The sequence below is a fragment of the Paenarthrobacter sp. TE3676 genome, assembly GCF_056279165.1.
Genome location: NZ_JBWBQU010000007.1, coordinates 305,577 through 327,443 on the forward strand (window position 1 = coordinate 305,577; position 21,867 = coordinate 327,443).

At 63.0% G+C, this 21,867-nt stretch carries 22 protein-coding genes; 16 read left to right on the plus strand and 6 right to left on the minus strand.

What is annotated here, in order from left to right; all coding sequences use genetic code 11:
• Nucleotides 1–7: 7 nt before the first annotated feature.
• From ACZ881_RS17975 to ACZ881_RS17995, 5 genes are all read right to left on the minus strand, one after another.
• Nucleotides 8–643, minus strand: a complete 636-nt coding sequence (locus tag ACZ881_RS17975) for a hypothetical protein (protein ID WP_476117455.1) — start codon at nucleotides 641–643, stop codon at nucleotides 8–10.
• On the minus strand, nucleotides 630–1,265 hold the full coding sequence (locus ACZ881_RS17980; protein ID WP_476117457.1) for a hypothetical protein: 636 nt from the start codon (nucleotides 1,263–1,265) through the stop codon (nucleotides 630–632). The genes ACZ881_RS17975 and ACZ881_RS17980 overlap by 14 nt, the downstream gene beginning before the upstream one ends.
• Nucleotides 1,266–1,311: 46 nt before the next feature.
• A complete protein-coding gene (locus ACZ881_RS17985) occupies nucleotides 1,312–2,118 on the minus strand; it encodes a hypothetical protein (RefSeq protein WP_476117459.1) in 807 nt (268 codons plus the stop codon).
• Complete coding sequence (locus tag ACZ881_RS17990) at nucleotides 2,115–3,095, minus strand: hypothetical protein (RefSeq protein WP_429330986.1); 981 nt, start codon at nucleotides 3,093–3,095, stop codon at nucleotides 2,115–2,117. The genes ACZ881_RS17985 and ACZ881_RS17990 overlap by 4 nt, the downstream gene beginning before the upstream one ends.
• Before the next feature lie 178 nt (nucleotides 3,096–3,273).
• Entirely contained in the window at nucleotides 3,274–3,762 is a 489-nt protein-coding gene (locus ACZ881_RS17995; protein ID WP_014920365.1) for an inorganic diphosphatase, read from the minus strand.
• Between the two features lie 147 nt (nucleotides 3,763–3,909).
• Here ACZ881_RS17995 and dacB point away from each other — a divergent pair, with 147 nt between their 5' ends.
• The 5 genes from dacB (at nucleotide 3,910) to ACZ881_RS18020 (ending at nucleotide 9,315) form a co-directional block, all read left to right on the plus strand.
• Nucleotides 3,910–5,355 (plus strand): D-alanyl-D-alanine carboxypeptidase/D-alanyl-D-alanine endopeptidase, encoded by a 1,446-nt coding sequence (gene dacB, locus ACZ881_RS18000; RefSeq protein ID WP_476117491.1) that lies wholly within the window; start codon nucleotides 3,910–3,912, stop codon nucleotides 5,353–5,355.
• Nucleotides 5,356–5,414: 59 nt separating this feature from the next.
• A complete protein-coding gene (locus ACZ881_RS18005) occupies nucleotides 5,415–6,536 on the plus strand; it encodes a zinc-dependent metalloprotease (protein WP_476117492.1) in 1,122 nt (373 codons plus the stop codon).
• A gap of 92 nt (nucleotides 6,537–6,628) precedes the next feature.
• Nucleotides 6,629–7,699, plus strand: coding sequence for a tRNA lysidine(34) synthetase TilS (gene tilS / locus ACZ881_RS18010; RefSeq protein ID WP_474661912.1), 1,071 nt, complete (start codon nucleotides 6,629–6,631; stop codon nucleotides 7,697–7,699).
• A gap of 31 nt (nucleotides 7,700–7,730) precedes the next feature.
• Nucleotides 7,731–8,282: a hypoxanthine phosphoribosyltransferase gene (gene hpt / locus ACZ881_RS18015; RefSeq protein ID WP_011772910.1), complete on the plus strand. Its 552-nt coding sequence runs from the start codon at nucleotides 7,731–7,733 to the stop codon at nucleotides 8,280–8,282.
• A 187-nt stretch (nucleotides 8,283–8,469) separates the two neighbouring features.
• Nucleotides 8,470–9,315 (plus strand): hypothetical protein, encoded by an 846-nt coding sequence (locus ACZ881_RS18020; protein ID WP_476117462.1) that lies wholly within the window; start codon nucleotides 8,470–8,472, stop codon nucleotides 9,313–9,315.
• A gap of 62 nt (nucleotides 9,316–9,377) precedes the next feature.
• Here the strand turns inward: ACZ881_RS18020 and ACZ881_RS18025 are convergent, their stop codons facing one another.
• Entirely contained in the window at nucleotides 9,378–10,355 is a 978-nt protein-coding gene (locus ACZ881_RS18025; protein ID WP_476117464.1) for a hypothetical protein, read from the minus strand.
• A gap of 556 nt (nucleotides 10,356–10,911) precedes the next feature.
• On the opposite strand from ACZ881_RS18025, the gene ftsH reads away from it, so the two are divergent.
• The 11 genes from ftsH to ACZ881_RS18080 all read left to right on the plus strand — a co-directional run bounded on the left by ftsH (nucleotide 10,912) and on the right by ACZ881_RS18080 (nucleotide 21,481).
• Nucleotides 10,912–12,981: an ATP-dependent zinc metalloprotease FtsH gene (gene ftsH / locus ACZ881_RS18030; RefSeq protein WP_017198273.1), complete on the plus strand. Its 2,070-nt coding sequence runs from the start codon at nucleotides 10,912–10,914 to the stop codon at nucleotides 12,979–12,981.
• 10 nt (nucleotides 12,982–12,991) lie between these two features.
• A complete protein-coding gene (folE, locus tag ACZ881_RS18035; protein ID WP_026005412.1) occupies nucleotides 12,992–13,627 on the plus strand; it encodes a GTP cyclohydrolase I FolE in 636 nt (211 codons plus the stop codon).
• Between the two features lie 5 nt (nucleotides 13,628–13,632).
• Complete coding sequence (gene folP, locus ACZ881_RS18040; protein WP_476117466.1) at nucleotides 13,633–14,538, plus strand: dihydropteroate synthase; 906 nt, start codon at nucleotides 13,633–13,635, stop codon at nucleotides 14,536–14,538.
• A 12-nt stretch (nucleotides 14,539–14,550) separates the two neighbouring features.
• Nucleotides 14,551–14,910 carry a dihydroneopterin aldolase gene (gene folB, locus ACZ881_RS18045; protein ID WP_054808667.1) on the plus strand — a complete coding sequence of 120 codons (360 nt, stop codon included), beginning with the start codon at nucleotides 14,551–14,553 and terminating at the stop codon, nucleotides 14,908–14,910.
• Nucleotides 14,907–15,452: a 2-amino-4-hydroxy-6-hydroxymethyldihydropteridine diphosphokinase gene (folK, locus tag ACZ881_RS18050; protein WP_091464525.1), complete on the plus strand. Its 546-nt coding sequence runs from the start codon at nucleotides 14,907–14,909 to the stop codon at nucleotides 15,450–15,452. The genes folB and folK overlap by 4 nt, the downstream gene beginning before the upstream one ends.
• A complete protein-coding gene (locus ACZ881_RS18055) occupies nucleotides 15,449–15,970 on the plus strand; it encodes a DUF3180 domain-containing protein (RefSeq protein ID WP_476117468.1) in 522 nt (173 codons plus the stop codon). Before folK ends, ACZ881_RS18055 begins: the two co-directional genes overlap by 4 nt.
• Complete coding sequence (locus ACZ881_RS18060) at nucleotides 15,951–16,463, plus strand: PH domain-containing protein (protein ID WP_476117470.1); 513 nt, start codon at nucleotides 15,951–15,953, stop codon at nucleotides 16,461–16,463. The genes ACZ881_RS18055 and ACZ881_RS18060 overlap by 20 nt, the downstream gene beginning before the upstream one ends.
• Nucleotides 16,460–18,049, plus strand: coding sequence for a PH domain-containing protein (locus ACZ881_RS18065; protein ID WP_476117472.1), 1,590 nt, complete (start codon nucleotides 16,460–16,462; stop codon nucleotides 18,047–18,049). The genes ACZ881_RS18060 and ACZ881_RS18065 overlap by 4 nt, the downstream gene beginning before the upstream one ends.
• The gene (locus ACZ881_RS18070) at nucleotides 18,042–18,950 is read left to right on the plus strand and encodes a Rossmann-like and DUF2520 domain-containing protein (protein WP_476117474.1); all 909 of its coding nucleotides are present in this window, start codon (nucleotides 18,042–18,044) and stop codon (nucleotides 18,948–18,950) included. Before ACZ881_RS18065 ends, ACZ881_RS18070 begins: the two co-directional genes overlap by 8 nt.
• 5 nt (nucleotides 18,951–18,955) lie before the next feature.
• Nucleotides 18,956–19,858, plus strand: a complete 903-nt coding sequence (panC, locus tag ACZ881_RS18075) for a pantoate--beta-alanine ligase (protein WP_476117476.1) — start codon at nucleotides 18,956–18,958, stop codon at nucleotides 19,856–19,858.
• A 105-nt stretch (nucleotides 19,859–19,963) separates the two neighbouring features.
• A complete protein-coding gene (locus tag ACZ881_RS18080; protein ID WP_476117478.1) occupies nucleotides 19,964–21,481 on the plus strand; it encodes a DHA2 family efflux MFS transporter permease subunit in 1,518 nt (505 codons plus the stop codon).
• Nucleotides 21,482–21,867: the final 386 nt, after the last annotated feature.

Below are 21,867 nucleotides of genomic sequence, written 5' to 3' on the forward strand. Positions count from 1 at the left end.
CTGCTGTTCAGTCAAGCGCCGTACGTCCGGTCAGTACGACGGCGGGCAACGCACCTGATGTGGCGCGGACGGCATCGGCCATTCCTGCCTGACGAAGACTTTCCTGGACTGCCATGACCAAGGGCCGCGGATCCTCGTCGGAGGCGAAGACCCAGAAGGTTTCCCGGGCTTGGAAAACCAAGGCATTGCGCCCGCCGGCACCCAACGAAACCTTCTGGCGAGCCACCACTCGGCGGTCGGGATCACTGCCGTCAGCCGTGGTCAGCGCTTTGAGGCTCCCGGGCGCGATGTCACTCCAGGGAAATAGCACCTGTGTCTGCTTCTGGGAGTACTTGGCCACCATCCCGCGGTCAAAAACCAGCAGTTTCCGGAAGCTCCCAAGAAAAGTCATGCCCCACAGCAACAAGCCGGTGAGGACGCTTGCGGTGACGAACAGTACCGGATCGTTGAAGTGCCCGGCCTCCCTGGTGGAGCGAATTGGGCTGACGAATTCGGCAATGGTCCCGAAGACGAAGCCCACTACCAAGCAGGGGATCAATGCCCTCCAGAAGATCCTGCGAGAGGATGCAACATAGCGAAGCTGGCCAAGCTCAGGCTCGAGCCTGCGCTCCACCCGGCGAACCAGCCAATTACGGCCGCGCATCCGGACGCTGGCCGTAGAGGTTGGGCAGGTTCCGCCGCTCCGCTTCGGCTGCCTGATCTGCGGCCATCACCTTGGGGTCCGGGACAGGTGGCTGGCCTTGGGCGATTCCCGAGCGCCGGTCAATAGCTGCGAACTTCGGGTCCCAAGTGTCGTCTCCGCCGCCGCTTAGTGCGGAGGCAATGAGCATCACCACGAAGAACGGGAAGAAGGACCAGCAGATGGCACGCCAACCGCCCAACCAAGCTCCCGCCGTCGTGCCGTTCTTGATCCGAACTGAGCGCATGCCGGCCGCGGCGTCGCCAACGCTGCCCGCGGATCCCCAGATCATGCCGTAAGCGAATAGACCTACGAACCACAGGACAACATACAGCGTCAGCCACAAACCGTCGTTGTACCCGAGCGCCGAGCCGCTGTTCATCATGGCTTCACGGACCACAGCAGCGATGACGGCCAGAACCATGTAGCCAACCAGGAACACCACCGCATCCAAGGCGCGGCCCCAGAAGTGGGCGCCTCCCGAGGCCTTGACGAAGTACGCGCCGGTTTCAGGATGGCGGCGAACGGGGCGGCCGTTGACAGCGTCAAGCAGGCCTGTGAGGGTGGTGGTCTTCGAAGTGCTCATGAGGGGCTTTCAGCTCGACGGCGGTGTACGGCTTGGGTGCTTAGCGTCAGGCCAGTCCCGCAAGCCCACCGAGGACGCGGGCCAACGATGGTGCTGAGGTTTCCTGCAGCTCGAAGGACACCGATTCGGTCTGCTCCGAGGGCCCGGATTGCGGGGAACCCTCCACACGCGGTGTCAGCACGTGAACGCCGGAGGGGCCGGTGTACACGGTAACCGTGGGGAACTCGTTGGTATTGGAGTTGAAGGCCACTACGTTGCTGGCGGCCTGGGTGTCGGCCAAGGCCGTGGCGGCGTGCGCCTCGAACTGGGCTTCAGTGTAGAGGGTAGGTTCGGTGTCGCGGGCTGCAGCCTGCTGGGGGTCTACGAACTCGGCCAGGCGCGGAACCAGCTGATCGCGGGTGACAACGGTGAAGCCGTGCAGGCCACTCTCGTCCACTTCTTCGAGCAGAACGCCTTCATCGTGCAGGTAGCCGTAGAGCCAGCGCTTGCCGGTGGACACGGTGCGTTCCACGGAGACTACGCTGCTGCCGCTGCGGCGCAGGGTGAGTGCGCCCGTGATTTCTTCGGTGGCGTGCAAGCGCGAGGGCTCGGTTTCACCCTCGAAGACCACCGGGTAAACGAGTTCCTTGGCGAGCAGGCCGCGCAACGCGATAGCGCACATCAGTTCCTTGCTTGCGTCCTGGGCAGAAAGCCACGGCAGGACAACAAGCTGCTCATGCTGAACACCGTCCAGGGCCACAACTTCTTCATCGGTCAGCGTTGGCAAAGGCGCACCGATCGCGCTGGCCGAGGCAAGGACCTTGGCCGCGGCCTCAATGTCCCGCTGGGTCCATTTCATGGTGCTGGTGGTCATCCGAATATCCCTCCGACAAAGTTTCCGACTGACTTGGCGGCGTCACTGACCCCGTCTGCCACCTTACTGCCTACGTCCTTGGCGAAGCCTGCCACCTCTTTGGCCCCGTCAGCGATGTAGCTGCCGGGGTTGCGGGCGAAGTTGCTGATGGAGTCCCAGTTGTCGGCTACGAGGTTACCCAACGCCCAAGCGCCCGCAACGATGCCGGCGCCGATCACGATGGGAGCACCGATCGGCCCCAGGAGTGCCGCGCCGCCGGCTGTCATGAGCATGATGCTGCCAACGCCGCCAACTACGGACAAGCCGCCGGCGACGCGGTCACCAGTGCCACGCCAGCCTTCGTGCTCGGGGTTGATCATGTCGCTGATGCCGCCCACGATGTTGAGCGGCGCCGCCAGGGCTCCGGCAATGCGAAGGCCTTTGGAGAACTTGCTGGCCTCCTGGAAGGCCTGGCTGTACGGGATGTTGGCTTTGAGGTCGGTGAGGACATCAGTGACTTTCTCACCGTTACGCAGCGCGGTCATGGCGTCACGGACCACTGTCCCGCCGGCCCGCCAATTGGTCAGGACTTCGCGGGTCTTCACCCATTCTGCGTTGCCGAGCTTGAGGTACTTGTACGCCGTCCACAGCGGAGCGGCCAAACCCTTGACGCCCATAGCGGTGTCGTAGACGTCCTTGAGGACACCAACCGAGGTGCCTGAACCATCATTGTGGCTGGCGAACTCCTGCTGGTTGGCGTGCTTCTTCAGCTGGCCCGCATTTTCGCGCAGCATGTTGGCGGCCTTCATAAGGCTCTGCCGGTGCTGGCTGTTCCAGTCGCCCTTGAATACCGTGGCATCCCGGCCTTGCCACGCCGTGGTGGAGTTGATTGCGTTGGACAACTGCGTGCTTTGCAGGCTGATGGCGTCGGCGGCTTTGCCCATCACACCCGCCAGACTGCGAAGCTGCGCGATGTCCGCGCCGTAGAACCCAGCCATATGGAACCCCCTGTGAACATGCATCGAAAAGTCTGGTCCCAGCCTAGGCGGACCCGCAAGCTGCCGCGATGGGGAGACATGCCCATGTGCATAAACCGTTAAAGAACGACGGCGGCAGGTGGGTCCCTGAGGAACCGCACCAGCCGCCGTCGAGCGTCAGGCGTTTAGAGCCTGTAAATCAGTGGCCTTCGGCCGAGAAGCGCTTGATGGAAGCTTCCAGCTCGGCTTCGGCAGCGGCGCGGTCGCCCCAGCCTTCAGCCTTGACCCACTTGCCGGGCTCCAGGTCCTTGTAGCGCGTGAAGAAGTGCTCGATTTCCTTGACCAGGAATTCGCTGACATCGCTGACTTCCTGGATGTGGTCGAAGCGTGCGTCAACGGGGACGCAGAGCACCTTGGCGTCTCCGCCTCCATCGTCGGTCATGTTGAAGACGCCGATGGGGCGCGATTCAACGATGACGCCCGGGTGCAGGTCGAAGTCCTGCAGGAGCACCAATGCGTCCAGCGGGTCGCCGTCTTCGCCCAGGGTGTTCTCAAAGAAACCGTAGTGCGTGGGGTACTGCATGGAGGTGAACAGGACGCGGTCCAGGCGGACACGGCCGGTTTCGTGGTCAACTTCGTACTTGACGCGCGATCCCTTGGGGATCTCGATGGTCACGTCGTGCTTCATGGAATGCTCCTTGACGGGTGTGGGTGGGGCGCGGCAGGCAAAAACGCAGCCGGCGCCGCCGACTACTATTGAGGATATAGCGAGAGGCCCGGGTTTCTTGAACCGGCGGGGACATTTCAGGACTGACAGGACCAAGCAACTTCCATGATGGGCGTTAAAAACGGGGGTGCCCGCAAACGGGTGCCCGCGGTGTGGGGGCGCTTTACATGGCCGGTGCTACTGACCACCGTTTTGCTGTGCCTCGGCGCCGTTGTGGCTGCGGGGATGTTTCCGAATCTGCTCAGTTTCCCCAAGCCCCCACCACCCATTCCCTCCTGGCAGCAGGTGCCGGATCGCCTCTCGGGGGCTGAAAGTGTGCTCCCGTTGGATGCGTCAGCGCCTATCCCGGTTGAGGGTGAGGTCGCAAAGCTGCTCGACGCCACGCTCAAGCCGGACGGTGCGGGCAGTATCAGCGGCGTGGTGATGGATGCGTCCACAGGCCAGATCCTTTTCGATCGCGAAGCCAACGCCAACCGCATCCCGGCCTCGAACATGAAGCTGTTGACCGCAGCCGCTGCGTTGAAGGCGCTCGGTCCCGAGTCGCGGTTCACCACCCGCGTGCTCGCCTCTGACAATCCCTCCACAGTGGTGCTGACCGGGGGAGGAGACGTTCTACTGGGCGCTTCCGCTTCCGAGCCCACAGCTGTTCTTGGCCGCGCCGGACTCGCGTCTTTGGCTGCGGACACGGCTGCTGCTTTGGCGTCGGCCGGAGTACAGGGACCAATCACAGTACAAGTTGACGACTCGCTTTTCAGCGGCGCGCCCCTTAACCCCGCATGGAGTCTGGACGATGTTGCCGCCGGCGAAACCGCGCCATTGTTTTCCCTGGCGTTGAACTCCGGCCGTTATGCCCCGGACGTCCTGACCGGTCCCCGACCGCAGGATTCCGCAGTCACCACCGCCCAGGCCTTCGCCGAGCAGTTGGCGGCGGCCGGCGTAACGGTGACTCCCGGCGTCGAACGCGGTAAGGGCCTCCCCGCCAAAGAGTTGGCTGCTGCCGAATCCGCCACTGTGAACGAGCAAGTGGACCTCATGCTTGAGTCCTCGGACAACTTCCTCGCCGAAGCGCTGGGACGGATGACCGCTTTGGCGTCCGGACAAAAGGCCACGTACGACGGCGCTACTGCGGCCGTGCGGCAAAGGCTGGCGGAGTTGGGGATCGCCACGGATTCGATGCAGTTGGCTGACGTCTCCGGCCTTGCCTTGGAGAATCAGGTCACGGCCCGCCAGTTTGCCGAGGTTGTCCGGGCTATCACCAGCGGGCCGGACCTTGCCTTGCGCGCCGCCCTCGACGGTTTCCCCGTGGCTGGACTCACCGGGACCCTGAATGACCGGTACGGCGAGGCAGGTACGTCGGAGGGCGCAGGACTGGTGCGCGCCAAGACCGGAACATTGAATACCGTGATCGCGTTGAGTGGCTACGTGGTGGATTCAGATGGCCGGTTGCTGGTGTTCTCCTTTATAGGCAACGGCCTGGACCCGGGAGCCGCGGGCAACAAGGTGGCCATGGACCGTTCGGCGTCGGTGTTGGCCTCGTGCGGGTGCCGGGCCTAGCCCTCCGCGTGGAGCGAACTTAAGGCACACTGTCAGCCTCGTGTGGTGTGATGGACCGTATGGTGTCTTCTGCCCGAGAATCGTCAGCAGGGGCCCCGTCCCTGATCAATTGGGACTTGGCCGCCTCTACGGCTGCCCGGCTTGCCCCTCCCGGTCCCGAGCTTAGCGCCGGGGAGATCGGCAAAGCCGTGGACAATCTGCGCTTCAACGCGGATATCTCCGTCCCGCACGTGCACGACATTACCGGCCTGGATGCCGCGAGGGACCTGCGGGATTCGCACGTTCTGGTGGTGGATCGTGCCTCATGGTCCAAGGCGAATACCCAGAGCTTCTCCGTGATGCTCCAGCCCGCGCTGAAGAAGATGGTGGAGAGCCGCAGTGGAGTCGCGATGACCCCGGCCGCGGCCGCTGCCAGCGGTGCCATCACCGGCACCCAACTTGGCGCCGTGCTCGCGTTCCTCTCCAGCAAAGTTCTCGGCCAGTACGACCCCTTTGCTGCGCTGGCCCCGGATTCCACCGTTCCCGCGGGCGGCCGGCTCCTGTTGGTGGCGCCGAACATCATCTCCGTGGAGCGCGAACTCAACGTTCACCCGGACGACTTCCGCCTCTGGGTTTGCCTGCACGAACAAACCCACCGGGTACAGTTCGCCGCCGCACCCTGGCTCCGGCACCACATGCTGGATGAAATCGAGAAGCTCAGCGGCAATCTCCTGGGCAACATGGATACGTTGGTTGAACGCGCCGGCGCTGTAGCCAAGTCCCTGCGCGACCGTGACCCCTCCGAGAAAACTCCGGGCCGTGGCGCCATCCTGGACCTCCTCCAGAACCCGGAGGAAAAGGCGTCCCTGTCCCACATCACGGCCGTCATGAGCCTCCTCGAAGGTCACGCCAACGTGGTGATGGATGCCGTGGATTCGAGCATTGTTCCCTCCGTGAAGACCATCCGCCAGCGCTTCAACGAACGTGGCAAGGACCGTGGCGTAGTGGAGAAGTTCATCCGCAACCTCCTCGGCCTGGACGCCAAGATGCGCCAGTACACAGATGGCGCCAAGTTCGTCCGCGAAGTTGTTGCCGTGGCTGGCATGGAGGGCTTCAACCGGGTGTGGGAATCCGCCGACTACCTGCCCACCGAGGAAGAGATTCACAACTCCAGGCTTTGGCTTGAGCGGATGGGGCTTTGAGCGTACCTGCCGGTTCCGCCGTCGGTTCTTCAGGTAAGGGTCGACGGCGGCCCGGGCGTTTGGCCCCGGTCGTCGGCAAGGCCCGCAAGCAGTTGCAGAACGGGTTGGCTTCTGCGGGTTACCCATCACATGTGCTTGTAGCCTGCAGCGGAGGCCCGGATTCCTTGGCTTTGGCCGCCATCGCGGCCTACTTCGCCAGACGAGGCCATGTGGACGGACACCCAGTGTCTGTGGCAGGCGTAGTGGTGGATCATCAACTGCAACCTGGTTCCGGGGAAGTTGCTTCCCGGACTGCTGCCGTCTTGCGCGAACTGGGACTATTTCCGGTGGAAGTGCGCACTGTGGAAGTCGCTGCCACTGGATTTGGGCCCGAGGCTGCGGCCCGGGATGCCCGTCATGCTGCCTTGGAGTCCGCCGCCGACCAGTTGGGTTGTGACGCGATCCTGCTCGGCCACACCCTGGACGACCAAGCCGAACAAGTACTCCTGGGCTTGGCTCGTGGGTCCGGAACGCGGTCCCTTGCTGGCATGCGGCCCGTTCGCGGACGCCTGCTCCGGCCCTTCCTCGGCCTTCGTCGGGAGGAGACCTTGGAAATCTGCCGGGTGGAGGAGTTGTCTCCCTGGCATGATCCCAGCAATTCCGATCCCGCGTTCGCCAGGTCCCGAACGCGTGTTGAAGTGATGCCCGTGTTGGAAGAGAAGCTGGGCCCCGGCGTCGCCGAATCTCTGGCACGGACCGCTGCCATCCTGCAGCAAGATGCCGATTTCCTCGAAGATCTGGCCAAGGAGACCTATCTCTCACTTGTCCAGCGGGAAGGCGGTGACGCCTGGCTTCCCGAGGACGCCGTTCGTGAACTGCCCGCAGCGCTGAGGTTCCGTGTCATCGCTAAGGCGGCGGCCGACGTCGGGGGTCAACAACCCGGCTACGGACGCCTCCAAGCTGCGGAAGCCCTGCTTCGCCGGCAAGGATCGGCAGGGCCCGTTGAGCTTCCCGGCCACGTGAGTGTGTACCGTTTGTCCCTCAGCGATTTGGAGCAGGAACGGTCTGTTCCATCAGGTGGTTCAGCTGCAGATGCGACTGGAGATCCAGCCAAGGGCGGTCCCCGCGAAGCCGCGCGCTGTGGGAAGCTAGTATTCCGGCATCAGAAACCGTCCCAACAGTAGCCGCACCCGAGCATCAAAACAGGAGCCATTGGTGGATTCAAACGACGTCCAGGCAGATCTCAAGCACGTTCTTTACACCAAAGAGCAGATCCAAACGCGTATCGCGGAACTCGCGGCGCAGATCGACAAGGACTATGAAGGACGCGACATCCTCATCGTCGGTGTCCTCAAGGGCGCTGTCATGGTCATGGCCGACCTCGCCCGTGCACTGCACAGCCACGTCAGCATGGACTGGATGGCTGTCTCGTCCTACGGCTCGGGCACCCAGTCCTCCGGTGTTGTCCGGATCCTCAAGGACCTCGACACCGACCTCATGGGCAAGGACGTTCTGATCGTCGAGGACATCATTGACTCCGGCCTCACCTTGTCCTGGCTCAAGTCCAACCTCGAATCCCGTGGCACGGCCAGCGTCGAAATCTGCACGGCTTTCCGCAAGCCGACCGCTGCCAAGGTGGAAATCGACGTCAAGTACGTCGGCTACGACATCCCCAACGAATTCGTCGTAGGTTACGGTCTCGACTACGCCGAGAAGTACCGCAACCTGGACTTCGTGGGCACCCTGGCCCCGCACGTTTACGAGTAAGCCCGCTCTTTACGTTTACCCGTACACGCCGCGCCCTTTTCCGCCATTTGCACCTGTAACCTCTGGTGCGTTCGGCGGGAGTGGGTGCGGCGTTGGTGCTTAAGGGGTGCGCCGGGCGGGAGTGGGTGCAATCGATGGGTGCCGGATGAGCCTGCCGTTGCGCCAACCCTCCGCGCTAAACTTGACCATGACCGGTGCCCCTGCCCGTCTTCTGGCGTGGCTCGCCGTCATGGCGACTCTTCTCATGGCTTGCACTCCTGCCGTCGATTCCACTGTGCTCGATGCAGGGCAACCAATCGCGTCCTCGTCCGCCGTGCCGCCTACGGGTGACGCCGCCGGGGTCCCGTCAACGAGCGCCAGTCAGGCTCCTTCGCCCGCACCGCCACCTGCACCTGTGCCGCCACCGCCGCCCGCACCACCTGCCGTGCCCCAGGCTTTCGCCATTAACCTCTACCAAGAGGGGGATTTCGTTCCGCAGTACACCTTTGACTGGTGTGTTGCGGCGAGCATTCAGATGGCGCACAACCTCATCGACGATACCGGGGGCGGTTCGTGGGCATCCTCGGCGCAGCAGAGCGAACTGTGGGAGATGGCCCGTGCTCGGTCATCCAATTCGTTCAACGGAGCCAACCCGCGAGGTTGGGCGCAGGTGCTGACCGAAGTGGGAATGGGGCCATACACAGTGGTCAGCATCGCCACCTATGAGGACACGCTGCAGACGGCGGCGCGTGCCATAGCCGAAACCGGCCGACCGGTGGGGCTGGTCATGTGGAGCGGCCGTCACGCATGGGTGATGAGTGGATTCGAATCGATGGGCGACCCCTCACAGTTCCCGGAGTTCCAAGTAACGGGGATCCGCGTCCTGGATCCTCTCTATCCGCATGGAAGTGGACAATGGGGCCCGTCACCGGAGCCCAACAGCCTTCTCACCCCGGAGCAGCTGGCCACTCAGTTCGTGGTCCGTGAACCACGACGATGGAGCGCTGACCTGCCCACGGGTTACCTGCTGGTGCTCCCAGTTGCCGCGGCCTGACGCAACCTATCCAGTCAACCCGCCTTCTCCCCGATGGAGACCGGTTGGGCTGACCGAAACAATCAGGCCACACGCAGAGACCGGAGCCCGCCGTCGTTCAGGATTCGTGCGAACATGCGCGGATTCATCATGTCGGACCAGTCCCAGCGAATTACGGTAAGGCCCAGTGCCCGCAAACCGTTTTCTCGGGCCTTTTCCTCCATGACTGCTTGCTGGATGGTCTGGGTACCCCGCAATGTGCTTCTCAGGTACTTCCCGTAGCCATCGAATTCCCCCACCAAGTCGAGTTCGGGCCACCAGAAATCCGTTCGGGCGGTCCGTCCGGTCCTCAAGGTAAAAGATCCTTGAAGGCTTGGGGCGGGGAAGTTGAGCAATTTCATTTGGGCTCGACTCATGGATTCCCCCACCGATTCGGACTTGTCTGTGGACAATTCGAGAATCGTGCCAGCGCGTCGTTTTCTCGACTGACTGGTAAAAGCGGGGACAGCGTCACCCAGCTCGTCCAGGCCCGACGGAGGACCCCAGGCCCTGTCCTTGTTCCAATCGTCAACCTCAAGAGCGTCGCCCCACCTTTGGTTCCGCCGGCTGGAGTCTACGATTGCCAAGGCCTCAGCAAAGTTCAGGGCGGCGGCCAGCTCCATCGTTGTGCGAACTTTGTCCGTGACACGGAAGGCGCCGAGTTGGACTACCCCGGTGTCAAAGGCCCCGAAGCTTCTCCGGACCCCGTGCTTTGACCGGCCACCTGTTGGGTCTCCAGTGACGGTATACAGGTGTTTCGGCACGCCCACTACGCCGAGCCCCCAGAGGAGTGCAGCCGTCTGCAAATTGAAGATGGGCGTGGTCCTGGTCGTGTTGACCAACGCAGCTGCTTGAAGTCCGTGCCGCTGGCGGTCGTTCAATTCCGCCCAATAAGCAGAGCGGACATATGAGCCTCGTCGTACCCGGACCAGTTCGCCACGCTTGGCCCGCTTGGCGAGTTGGCGGGCATCCTGTCCAATACGTGTCGCGTCCGAGGCGAGGAGGAGTTCTTGAAAAGCCATAAGTTCTACGCTCCGCCGTTACGAGCGAAGGCGAAAGCTCCAGCCTCAACTATGTGGAAAACGGCCGAGAAATGGCCGCCCCCTTTTCCACCATTCGCACCCGGTAGTGGCCTCGTCCGCACCTTTTGCCGCCCTTTGCACCAGTGGTTACGGGGGCGATTGGCGTGAATGGGTGCGCGGGTGCGTGTTTGGACTGGGACATGGGGGCATGGGCCGCGGTCAGTTGCCGAGAAACGACCGCACCCTTTTCCGCCGTTCGCGCCCGGTAGTGGCCTTGCCCGCCCCCTTTTCCGCCCTTCGCACCAGCGGTTACGGGGGCGGATGGCGCGAATGGGTGCGCCTGCCCACGCCGCACTAAAGCCCGCACCGCAGCACCAAACCCTGTTCCAGCACGCACAACGCGAGTATCCTGTGTACGCCCAGAGGGAACTTTTGGACTTTCCGATGCGTGAATTACTGGGAACGGTGTATAGCTTGAAACTGAAGCAGCACCACTCGCGCGCAGAAGTTGCGCCTTGCAGCACTACCAGGAGGGACGGGGCAAAACCCCGATCAGATGAAAGCTAAGAGTTTCTTCAAGGGCCCGGGCATCTGGATTGTTGTCGTCGTTGGCTTGCTCCTGGTGGCATTCGCAACACTGGCTCCGGGCGGTTCCACGCGCATTGACACCAAAGACGGCCTCGAGCTCCTTTCCCAAAGCGGGAAGGTTGAGCAGGCCAAGATTTTCGACGCCGAGAACCGCGTTGACCTGGTGCTTAAGGACAACCTGAACCTGGACGGCCAGGACAAGGGCAAGAACGTTCAATTCTTCTACGTCACGGATCGTGGTCCGGATGTGGTGAAGGCTGTCACCAACGCCAACCCGGACAAGGGCTTCACTGACCAGCCGGTGGAGAACAACTGGTTCTCCGGCCTGTTCTCCCTGCTGATCCCTGTGCTGCTGCTCGGTGTCCTCTTCTGGTTCCTGCTTTCCCGCATGCAGGGTGGCGGCTCCAAGGTGATGCAGTTCGGCAAGTCCAAGGCAAAGCTGGTCAACAAGGACATGCCCCAGGTGACCTTCTCCGACGTCGCCGGTGCTGACGAGGCCGTGGAAGAGCTCCAGGAAATCAAGGAGTTCCTCCAGGAACCGGCCAAGTTCCAGGCCGTTGGCGCCAAGATCCCCAAGGGTGTGCTGCTCTACGGCCCTCCAGGTACCGGTAAGACGCTGCTTGCCCGCGCTGTCGCCGGCGAGGCCGGCGTTCCCTTCTTCTCCATCTCCGGCTCGGACTTCGTTGAGATGTTCGTCGGCGTCGGTGCTTCCCGTGTTCGCGACCTCTTCGAACAGGCCAAAGCAAGCTCGCCAGCCATTATCTTCGTTGACGAAATCGACGCCGTTGGTCGTCACCGTGGTGCCGGTATCGGCGGCGGTAACGATGAGCGCGAGCAGACGCTGAACCAGCTCCTCGTCGAGATGGACGGCTTCGACGTCAAGACCAACGTCATCCTCATCGCGGCCACCAACCGCCCCGACGTCCTGGACCCCGCGCTGCTGCGCCCGGGCCGTTTCGACCGCCAGATCACCGTGGAAGCCCCGGATATGATCGGCCGCGAACAGATCCTCAACGTCCACGCCAAGGGTAAGCCGATGGCCCCGGGCATCGACCTCAGGGGTGTTGCCAAGAAGACTCCCGGATACACGGGTGCGGACCTGGCCAACGTCCTGAACGAAGCTGCCCTGCTGACTGCGCGTTCAAATGCCAATCTGATCGATGACCGCGCACTGGACGAAGCAATCGACCGCGTCATGGCCGGCCCGCAGAAACGCAGCCGCGTCATGAAGGAACTCGAGCGCAAAATCACCGCTTACCACGAAGGTGGCCACGCCCTGGTTGCTGCTGCCCTTCGCAACTCCGCCCCGGTCACCAAGATCACCATCCTTCCCCGTGGCCGTGCGCTCGGCTACACCATGGTGATCCCGGAAGACGATAAGTACTCGGTCACCCGCAACGAACTGCTCGACCAGATGGCCTACGCCATGGGCGGGCGTGTTGCTGAGGAAATCGTGTTCCATGATCCCTCCACGGGTGCCTCCAACGACATCGAAAAGGCCACCTCCACGGCCCGGAAGATGGTCACCCAGTACGGCATGAGCGAGCGTGTTGGCGCCGTGAAGCTGGGCCAGGGCGGTGGCGAACCGTTCCTCGGCCGCGACGCCGCGCAGGAGCGCAACTTCTCCGACCAAATCGCGTACGTTGTGGACGAGGAAGTACGCCGTCTGATCGACCAGGCTCACGATGAGGCCTACGCCATCCTCACGGAAAACCGGGACGTTTTGGACCGCCTGGCGCTGGAACTGCTGGAGCGGGAAACACTGAACCAGACGGAGATCGCCGAGATCTTCCACGACATCCGGAAGCGCGATTTCCGCGAGATCTGGCTGTCCAAGGAATCCCGTCCGGTCCAGTCCATCCCGCCCGTTGAATCCCGCGCTGAAAAGGCGGAACGCGAAGCCCAGGAAGAGGCCAAAAAGGCCCGGCTGGACGAGCCTTTGGACGTAGTAGCACCCCACGCCCAGGGAGTCAGCAGCCAGGAGTCATTCCAAGCCCCGCAACCCGACGGCGGCAACGACCACCCGCATCACGGCTAAGCTTTCTGCTGTGACTCATTTCGACGACGACGACGACCTCGCCGCCGCCCACGGTTCCGCCGCGGGCTCCAAGCACGGCCACAAAGTGGACCGTCCGCGCATTGAAGCGGCTGTCCGCGAGATTCTCCTGGCGATAGGTGAAGACCCTGACCGCGGAGGCCTCCTGGACACGCCAAAGCGCGTGGCCAAGGCTTACGCCGAGGTCTTCGCAGGGCTGCACCAGCACCCTGCGGATGTCCTCTCCACCACGTTCGACCTCGACCATGAAGAGCTTGTCCTCGTGAAGGACATCCCCTTCTACTCGACATGCGAGCATCACTTGGTGCCGTTCCACGGCGTCGCGCATGTTGGTTACATTCCGTCACATGACGGAAAAGTGACCGGCCTGAGCAAGTTGGCGCGGCTGGTCGATATCTACGCGCGCCGGCCGCAGGTGCAAGAACGCCTCACCACACAGATCGTCGAGGCGCTTGTGAAGCACCTCAACCCCCGCGGTGCGATTGTCGTCGTCGAATGTGAACACATGTGCATGTCCATGCGCGGCATTCGCAAGCCCGGCGCAAAGACCGTCACCAGTGCGGTGCGCGGTCAACTCCATGACCCGGCCACCCGCGCCGAGGCCATGAGCCTCATACTCGGAAGGTAAGCACTATGGACTCCCTCGCTGCAGCACCTGGAACCGGCCCGGCCACAAGCCCGTTGCCGATTCTCCGCAAACCGCGACCCGCTGCCAGGTTCGAGGACCTGCCAACGGACCGCACGCTCGTCATGGGAATCCTCAATGTCACCCCGGATTCCTTCAGCGACGGCGGCACCCATCGGACACCGGACACCGCCATCGCGCTCGGCCTGCGCATGTTTTACGCAGGCGCAGACATCATCGACGTCGGTGGTGAATCCACCCGTTCGGGCGCTGAACCGGTTTCCCCCGAAGAAGAACAAGGCCGCGTCATCCCGGTGATCCAGGCACTGGTGAAGGCCGGTGCGCTGGTCAGTATCGACACGATGCACACGTCCACTGCGGCCGCTGCCATTGAGGCGGGTGCGGCCATCATCAACGATGTCTCCGGCCTGACGATTGAACCGGACATGCCGGAGCTCGTTGCCCGGACCAAGGTTCCGTACATCCTGACGCATCGCCGTGGCGACGCCCTGACCATGGACAGCCTCACGGATTACAACAACGTCTCAGAGGACGTGGTGGCTGAGCTTAGCGGTGTCAGAGACAAGCTCTATGCAGCTGGTGTTGCGCCGGAGCAGATCATCGTCGATCCCGGTATTGGTTTCTCCAAGAACGAGGACCAGAACTGGGAGATCCTCAAGAACCTGGACCAGCTCTTCACGCTGGGCCACAAGGTGATGGTTGCTGCTTCCCGCAAACGGTTCCTCGGTTCCCTCCTCACAGTGGCCGGTAAGTCCGCTGCGCCGTTGGAACGCGACGCAGCCACCGCCGCCATCACCGCTTTGAGCGCCGCTAAGGGCGCCTGGGCTGTCCGCGTTCACGACGTCGGCCCCAGCCTTGACGCCGTCAAGGTCGCCGCCCGCATCTCCCGCTGATTGGATACCGCTGTGGACAGGATCACGCTGACCGGCGTCACCGCCGTCGGCTATCACGGAGTGTTCGATTTCGAGCGCCGTGACGGCCAGCCTTTCGTTGTGGATGCCGTGCTGTACGCGGACTTCACCAAAGCGGCTGAGACGGACGATCTCCAGTACACAGCCCACTACGGTGAAGTGGCCGAACTGATCACCAAGCACATCGAAGGCGAGCCCTTGAACCTCATTGAGGGCCTGGCCGTCAGGATCGCCGAGGGCATCCTCGAGAACTACAACGTGGCCGCGGTCGATGTCACCGTCCACAAGCCCAAGGCACCCATCGAGGTGCCGTTTGGCGACGTCACTGTCAGCGTCCACCGGGAGCGATCATGACGTCCGGCTATACCAAGGCCATTCTGGCTCTTGGCAGCAATCTGGGGGAGCGGAACGACACCCTTTCCACGGCCGTCGCGGACCTGGTGGACCCGCCGGAGGTGCGCCTCCTGGGTGTATCGCCGGTGGTGCAGACCAAGGCCGTGGGCGGTCCGGAGGGCCAACCGGATTTCCTGAACATGGTCATGGCTGTGGAGACTACCTTGACCCCTTTGGAGCTTCTGAAGCACTGTCACGCGGTGGAACAGAAGCATCACCGCACCCGCGAGGTGCGCTGGGGCCCAAGGACGCTTGACGTGGACATCATCGTCTTCGGTGAGGTGCTGAGCGACGATCCTGTTCTGACTATTCCCCATCCGCGGGCAGCTGAGCGCGCTTTCGTGCTCTACCCGTGGTCCTTACTGGAGCCGCATGCCACACTGAACGGCCAAAGCGTGGCTGAACTGGCCGCCGTCGCCGCTGACATGCCGGACATCCGGCGCTTCGACGGCTTCGGCGACGTGGCCGGTGTGCCCGCGACGGGGGCAGTGGAGCAGCCATGAAAGCAATGCGCCCCATAGTTCTGGTGCTCATCGCCGCCATCGCTGCCGTCATCGGATGGTTGGCTACAGTCACTACCAACCGTTTCAGCATGCCCACACCGGTTTTGCCGGTCTCTGCGCTGGTGACCATGGCCGTCATCGCCGTGCTCACGCTCATCATGGGCATCCGCGTGCTGCGTTGGCGCAACGGCAAGAAGAAGAACCTGCTCAATCCGATCCTCGCGGCAAGGACGTTGATTCTTGCCCAGGCCTGCGCCTACGCCGGGACGCTGCTTCTTGGCTGGCATGCGGGGATCGCGGTGGATCTTCTCCGTATTGGTGGTTTGCGCGGCGGCGAGGGCATTCTGTGGAATGCCCTGCTGATGGGCGGCGGCGGTGTGGTGATGGTGGTGGTAGGACTCGTGGTGGAGCGCTTCTGCCGGATCCCGCCGGAGGACCTGGAAGGTGGTACCGCCGGACCGGAAACCCGTCGAGGCGAAACTAAAGGTGAAGGCGAGTATGCATACCGAGGCGATTGATCCTCCCGGCGTACAGTGGCTGAGGGTATCCCCGAAGTACGTCACGGTTCGCTTGGTGGAGTGGGCTATCGGCAACGTAGTGATGCTGGCGGTCCTCAGTTTGCCCCTCATTTTCGTGCTGCTCGGCTGGTGGAGGTGGCCGCCGTTGTGGCTGGCCATCACGGTTCCCGCGGTGATGCTGGTGTTGGCGTTGTGGCGGCTCTTGCTGATTCCACGCCAAGTTCGTGCGATCGGCTACGCCGAGCGCGACGACGACCTCCTCATCCGTCGTGGCATCTTCTTCCAACGGACCATGGTGGTCCCTTACGGGCGAATGCAATATGTGGACGTTGCGGTTGGTCCCGTTGAACGCAGTTTGGGGCTGTGCACGCTCAAACTTCACACAGCGTCAGCGGGAACCAATGCGCAGCTGCCTGGCCTTCCCTCAGCGGAGGGGGCACGCTTGCGCGAGCAGCTTTCAGCTCGCGGAGAAGCCAGGTTGGCCGGGCTGTGAGCCTGGAGAACAACGCAACTGAGAGCCTCCCGGGCAAGCCGGAACCAAAGGGCGACGGCGGCTGGAACCGCGTCCACCCCGCGTCACCGTTCGTTCGCGGCTGGGTGGCGCTGGCCGCCGTCGGCTTCTTCTTTGGCCGGGACGCTTTCGAGCGGATGCTGCAGGGCCGGGATTTCCTGGATCCGAACCTCAGCGGCCGGGTGCCGTGGCTCTTGGCCGGCGGTGCGGTGGTGTTGCTGCTGACGGTGGGCGGTTTCATCCTCAGCTGGTACTTCACGCGCTACCAGGTGGCCGAAGGGTATGTCCGCGTCAACACCGGCTTCCTGTTCAAGCAGCAACGTCAGGCCCGTTTGGATCGTGTCCAGGCAATCGACATTGTGCAGCCGCTTTTGGCGCGGATTTTCGGGCTCGCTGAGCTCAAGTTTGAAGTGGCCGACGCCGGCGAGTCGGCAGTGCGGCTCGCTTACCTCCCGCTTGACCAGGCCAAGCAGCTGCGTGCCACCATCCTTGCCCGGGCGGCGGGTGTGGTCAGTGGGCCTGAGACGACAGAGGAAATTCCGGAAGCTCCCGAGCATGTTGTGTTGTCAGTCCCGCCGTCCCGGCTCATCGGTTCCTTGCTGCTGAGCGAGCAGACCATCGGAATCCTGGCCGGCGCCGCCGTGGTTGTTGTTGTCTCCGTTTTCACGCAGAACCAGACACTGTTCCTGGCACTCATTCCAGGCATTCTGGGAATCGGGGCCGCGTACTGGAACTCCTTCAACAAGGGTTACAACTTCACGGCTGCAATCTCGCCGGACGGTATCCGCCTTCGATACGGCCTCCTGGACACCCAGGCGCAGACCTTGCCTCCCGGACGCATCCAAGCGCTCATGGTGACGCAGCCACCTCTGTGGAGGATCTTCGGCTGGTATCGGATACACGTGAATGTTGCGGGTTACGGGGTTTCGGGCAGTACCGAAGGGGCTGCCCGCACCATGTTGCTTCCTGTTGGCATGAAGTCCGATGTCCTGCGGATGATGTCGTTGGTGCTGCCTGATCCGGGAGTTGAGGATCCGGAACGCGTATTCACCGCTGGGCTGGATGGACTAGGGCCGGTAGGAGCTGGCTCGGCACCGGGCGACGGCTTCATCACCACTCCCCGCCGCGCACGTTTGTTGGCCCCGCTGGGCTGGCGGCGCAACGGATTCTTTGCCACCAAAACCGCGCTGCTGATCCGATCCGGCCGCTGGTGGCACACGCTGGTCATGGTTCCGCACCAGCGGACGCAATCCATGGCACTTCACCAGGGCCCGTGGGCGAGGCGCTTCGGAGTAGCTGATCTTGTCCTCCACACGACGGCAGGTCCCGTATCTCCACGAGTGTTCCAAGCCGGAGTAGAGCAGGCTGTAGACCTCTTCGATCAGCAGGCCGCCCGTGCCCGGGCAGCACGGAAGAGGCAAACCAGCGAACAATGGTTGGCGCAGGTGGCTCCGCAGGCCCCGGAGGTCGCGGCCACGATTCCAGGGCAAGCGGCTCAACCGCAACAACTCGCTGATCCCACCCAACCCCAGACTTCACCGCAACAGGAGGACCGCCACGATGGCTAGGCCAGGACGACTCGGCGTCGGCATCATCGGCGCAGGCAAGGTGGGGGCCGTGTTGGGTGCCGCTTTGCGCGCAGCCGAGCACGCCGTCGTCGGGGTTTCTGCTGTATCCGAGGTGAGCCTCGAGCGGGCAGAAAACCTGCTTCCCGGCGTCCCGATCCTGGAGATTCAGGACATCGTGGAGCGCTCCGAGCTCGTTTTGCTTGCCGTCCCGGACGACGCCCTCGGCGAGTTGGTCGCGGGGCTGGCCAAGCTCGGAGCCTGGCAGCCCGGTCAACTGGTGGCGCATACGTCAGGCCGCTTCGGCGTCGGAATCCTGAACCCGGTCCGCTCGGTGGGCGCGATTCCTTTGGCGCTTCACCCAGCCATGACCTTCACGGGCATGAGCCTGGACCTGACCCGGCTCATGGACTGCACCTTCGGGGTCACCGCCGATGCTGCCATGCTGCCGATTGCTCAGGCGCTGGTGGTGGAGATGGGCGCAGAGCCGGTGGTGATTGCTGAAGCCGACCGCACCCTCTATCACGCAGCCCTCGCGCACAGTTCAAATCACATGGTCACGCTGGTGGCGCAGGCATCGCAGATGCTGCGGGAGATCGGCGTCGAAACTCCGGAGGCCATGCTTGGTCCGCTGCTGCGCGCGACGCTCGAGAACGCTCTCGCGTCCGGCGAATCCGCGCTGACCGGTCCCGTAGCGCGTGGGGACGTGGGTACGGTTTCCGCGCACGCCCAGGCGCTGAAGGAGTACGACGGCGGCGCTGGCGGGGATGTTCTTGCGGCCTACCAGGCCATGGCGTGGGCCACTGCGCGCAGGGCGGGAAATCGCGGACTGCTGCGCCCTGAACAATTGACCGAGATAGACGAGGCCTTGGGCGCCGAACCCAAAGCGCCGGAAGGAAACTGAACAGCATGGCCATCAAACTCGTGACCACCGCGACCGAACTGCGGGCCGAGAGCGCCAGACTCCTGGCCGCCAAAGGTGGAAGTTCGCAGGGGCTGGTGCCCACCATGGGTGCCCTGCACTCAGGTCACGCGGCACTTGCCCGGACCGCAGCGGAAGAGAATGACGTGGTGGTGGCCACCATCTTCGTGAACCCGCTTCAGTTCGGCGACGCCGTGGACCTGGACCGCTACCCGCGCACGCTCGACGCAGATATGGCATTGCTTGATGCTGAGGGTGTGGACCTGGTTTTCGCGCCGTCCGTGGAGGAGGTTTATCCCGGAGGACAGCCTCTGGTTCGGGTGACGTCAGGCCCGCTGGGCGACAAGTGGGAAGGCGCCTCGCGTCCCGGACACTTCGACGGCGCACTCACCGTAGTGGCCAAACTGTTGCACTACGGACTACCCGGAGGTGCTTCAGCGGACGGCACGACGGCGGCCTACCGGGCTTACTTCGGGCAGAAGGACGCGCAGCAGTTGGCGTTGGTGAAGCGCATGGTCTCGGACCTGAACTTCCCTGTGGAGATTGTTCCTGTGCCGATCGTTCGTAGCCAGGACGGCTTGGCGCTCTCAAGCCGCAACCGGTTCCTTTCTGACGAGGAGCGCGACGCCGCGTTGGTATTGTCGCGTGCTTTGCGCCTCATTGAATCCCGTGCAAACGCGCACGAACCGCTCGACCTCGATTCCGCTGTGGCGCTTGTGGAGTCCCAGCCGCTGGTGGAACTGGACTATTTCGACGTCGTCGATCCCGTCACGTTGGAGCCGCTCGCTGAGAACTGCAAGGAGACCCCCTTCCGCGGTGAGGGGTTGGCGATCATTGCCGCCAAGGTGGGACCGGTGCGGCTTATCGACAACGCTCCGTTGTTCTCCTAACGTTTGGAATTTTTCTGCTGACGGGAATTGGATGGGCGTTTAGACTGTTTTAGTCTTCACCGGCACAGATCGCCGGACACCAAAACCAAACCTTGGGGAATCCTCATGTCTACCGACGTCACGTCCGACGCCAACGGAAAGCCTGAATCCGGCGCTTCCGGCACTGTCATCTCTGCAGATGCCGCAGCCCCGCAGGCTCCGGTGTCAACGGCCCCGGTCTCGCACGCCCCAGTGTCCGGGAAGATGTCACGCGAATCCGTGACCGTCATTGTCACGCTGCTGGTGGCAACCTTCGTGGTGATCCTCAATGAGACCATCATGAACGTCGCCCTCCAGCGACTCATGACGGACCTTCAGGTAAGCGCGTCCACTGTGCAGTGGCTGGCCACCGGCTTCATGCTGACCATGGCCGTCGTCATCCCCACCACTGGGTTCATCCTGCAGCGGATGAGCACGCGCGGGGCATTCATGCTTGCCATGGGACTCTTCAGCGGTGGAACGTTGCTGGCCGCATTGGCGCCCGGATTCCTGGTGTTGCTGCTTGCCCGCATCGTCCAAGCAGGTGGTACTGCCATCATGCTGCCCCTGCTGATGACCACTATTCTCACTCTGGTGCCCATGTCCAAGCGCGGTGCCGTCATGGGCAACGTCAGCATCGCCATCTCAGTCGCGCCGGCCATGGGACCCACCGTTTCCGGCATCATCCTGGATCACTTCTCCTGGCGCTTCATGTTCGTGTTCGTGCTGCCGGTTGCCCTGGCCGCTTTCGCCATCGGCGCCAAGTACCTCACCAACGTGGGGGAGCGCGAGAAGACCACTTTGGATGTTCCTTCGGTGATCCTTACCGTGCCCGCGTTTGGTGGCTTGGTTTACGGCCTGAGCCAGATCGGTGGCGCCGAGGCAGGCGTTGTTCCCGTCATCGCACTGGTGGTCGGTGTTCTTTGCCTGGCACTGTTCGTCTTCCGGCAGCTGAAGCTTCAGAAGTCCGACGCCCCGCTGCTGGATCTCCGCGCCTTTAGGTTCCGCATGTTCACGGTTTCCACACTGCTGATGGTCGTTGCGATGATGGCACTGTTCGGCGGCGTCATCCTGTTGCCGCTGTACCTGCAGAACACCCTGCACCTTCAGCCTTTGGAAACCGGGCTGGCACTGCTTCCGGGTGGTTTGGCCATGGGCTTGCTGGGTCCGGTCATCGGGCGGATCTTCGACAAAGTCGGTCCGCTCCCGCTGACCGTCTCCGGTTCGGTACTCATGGTCCTGACACTGTGGCAGTTCTCGCGTCTGGATGAGGGAAGTGCCCTCGGTTGGGTTATTGCCCTGCACGTCACCCTGAGCCTTGGGCTGGCCCTGCTGTTCACGCCGGCATTCACCACTGGCCTCAACCCGCTGCCTCCGCACCTCTACTCCCACGGTTCGGCGATCATCAGCACCGCTCAGCAGGTCGCAGGTGCAGCCGGAACGGCGTTGCTCGTGTCCATCTATGCTGTGGTTTCTGCGTCTTCGGGCGAGGTAGCCGGCATGCAGACAGCATTCCTGGCAGCGACCGTCATCGCCGTGGCCGCTGTAGTGCTCGGCGCCATGATGCGCAAGACCGACGGTGCCGGAGGGCACGGGGGCCACTAACCCATCTTTCGACGCTCTCTCAGGTCCCTCGGGTTTGAGCTGGACGCTCACTCAGGTCCCTCGGGTTTTAGCTCGACGCTCTCTCACTTTGGTGGGGGAGCGTTGTTGTTTTAAGGGTTCGACGGCGGTAGTTGGTTTTTGGGTTTGGCGGCCGCGGCGTGGTGGCTGGGTTGTGTGACGGGCTTCACTGGGATGTGTTGTCGCTGTTTGTGGGTTGTTCTGGGGTGTTGCGGGCGTGTTTTCCTTGTGTTTGCGGGGTTTTTGAGTGGTGTTGGGGTGGATTTGGTGTGAGGGTTGGGCGCGTGTAAAGTTATTCGAGTCGCCGCCGCTGATGCGGAAAGATAGCGACCGACTCCCTTCAAATTACCGGTTCCGGTAGCGCTTTT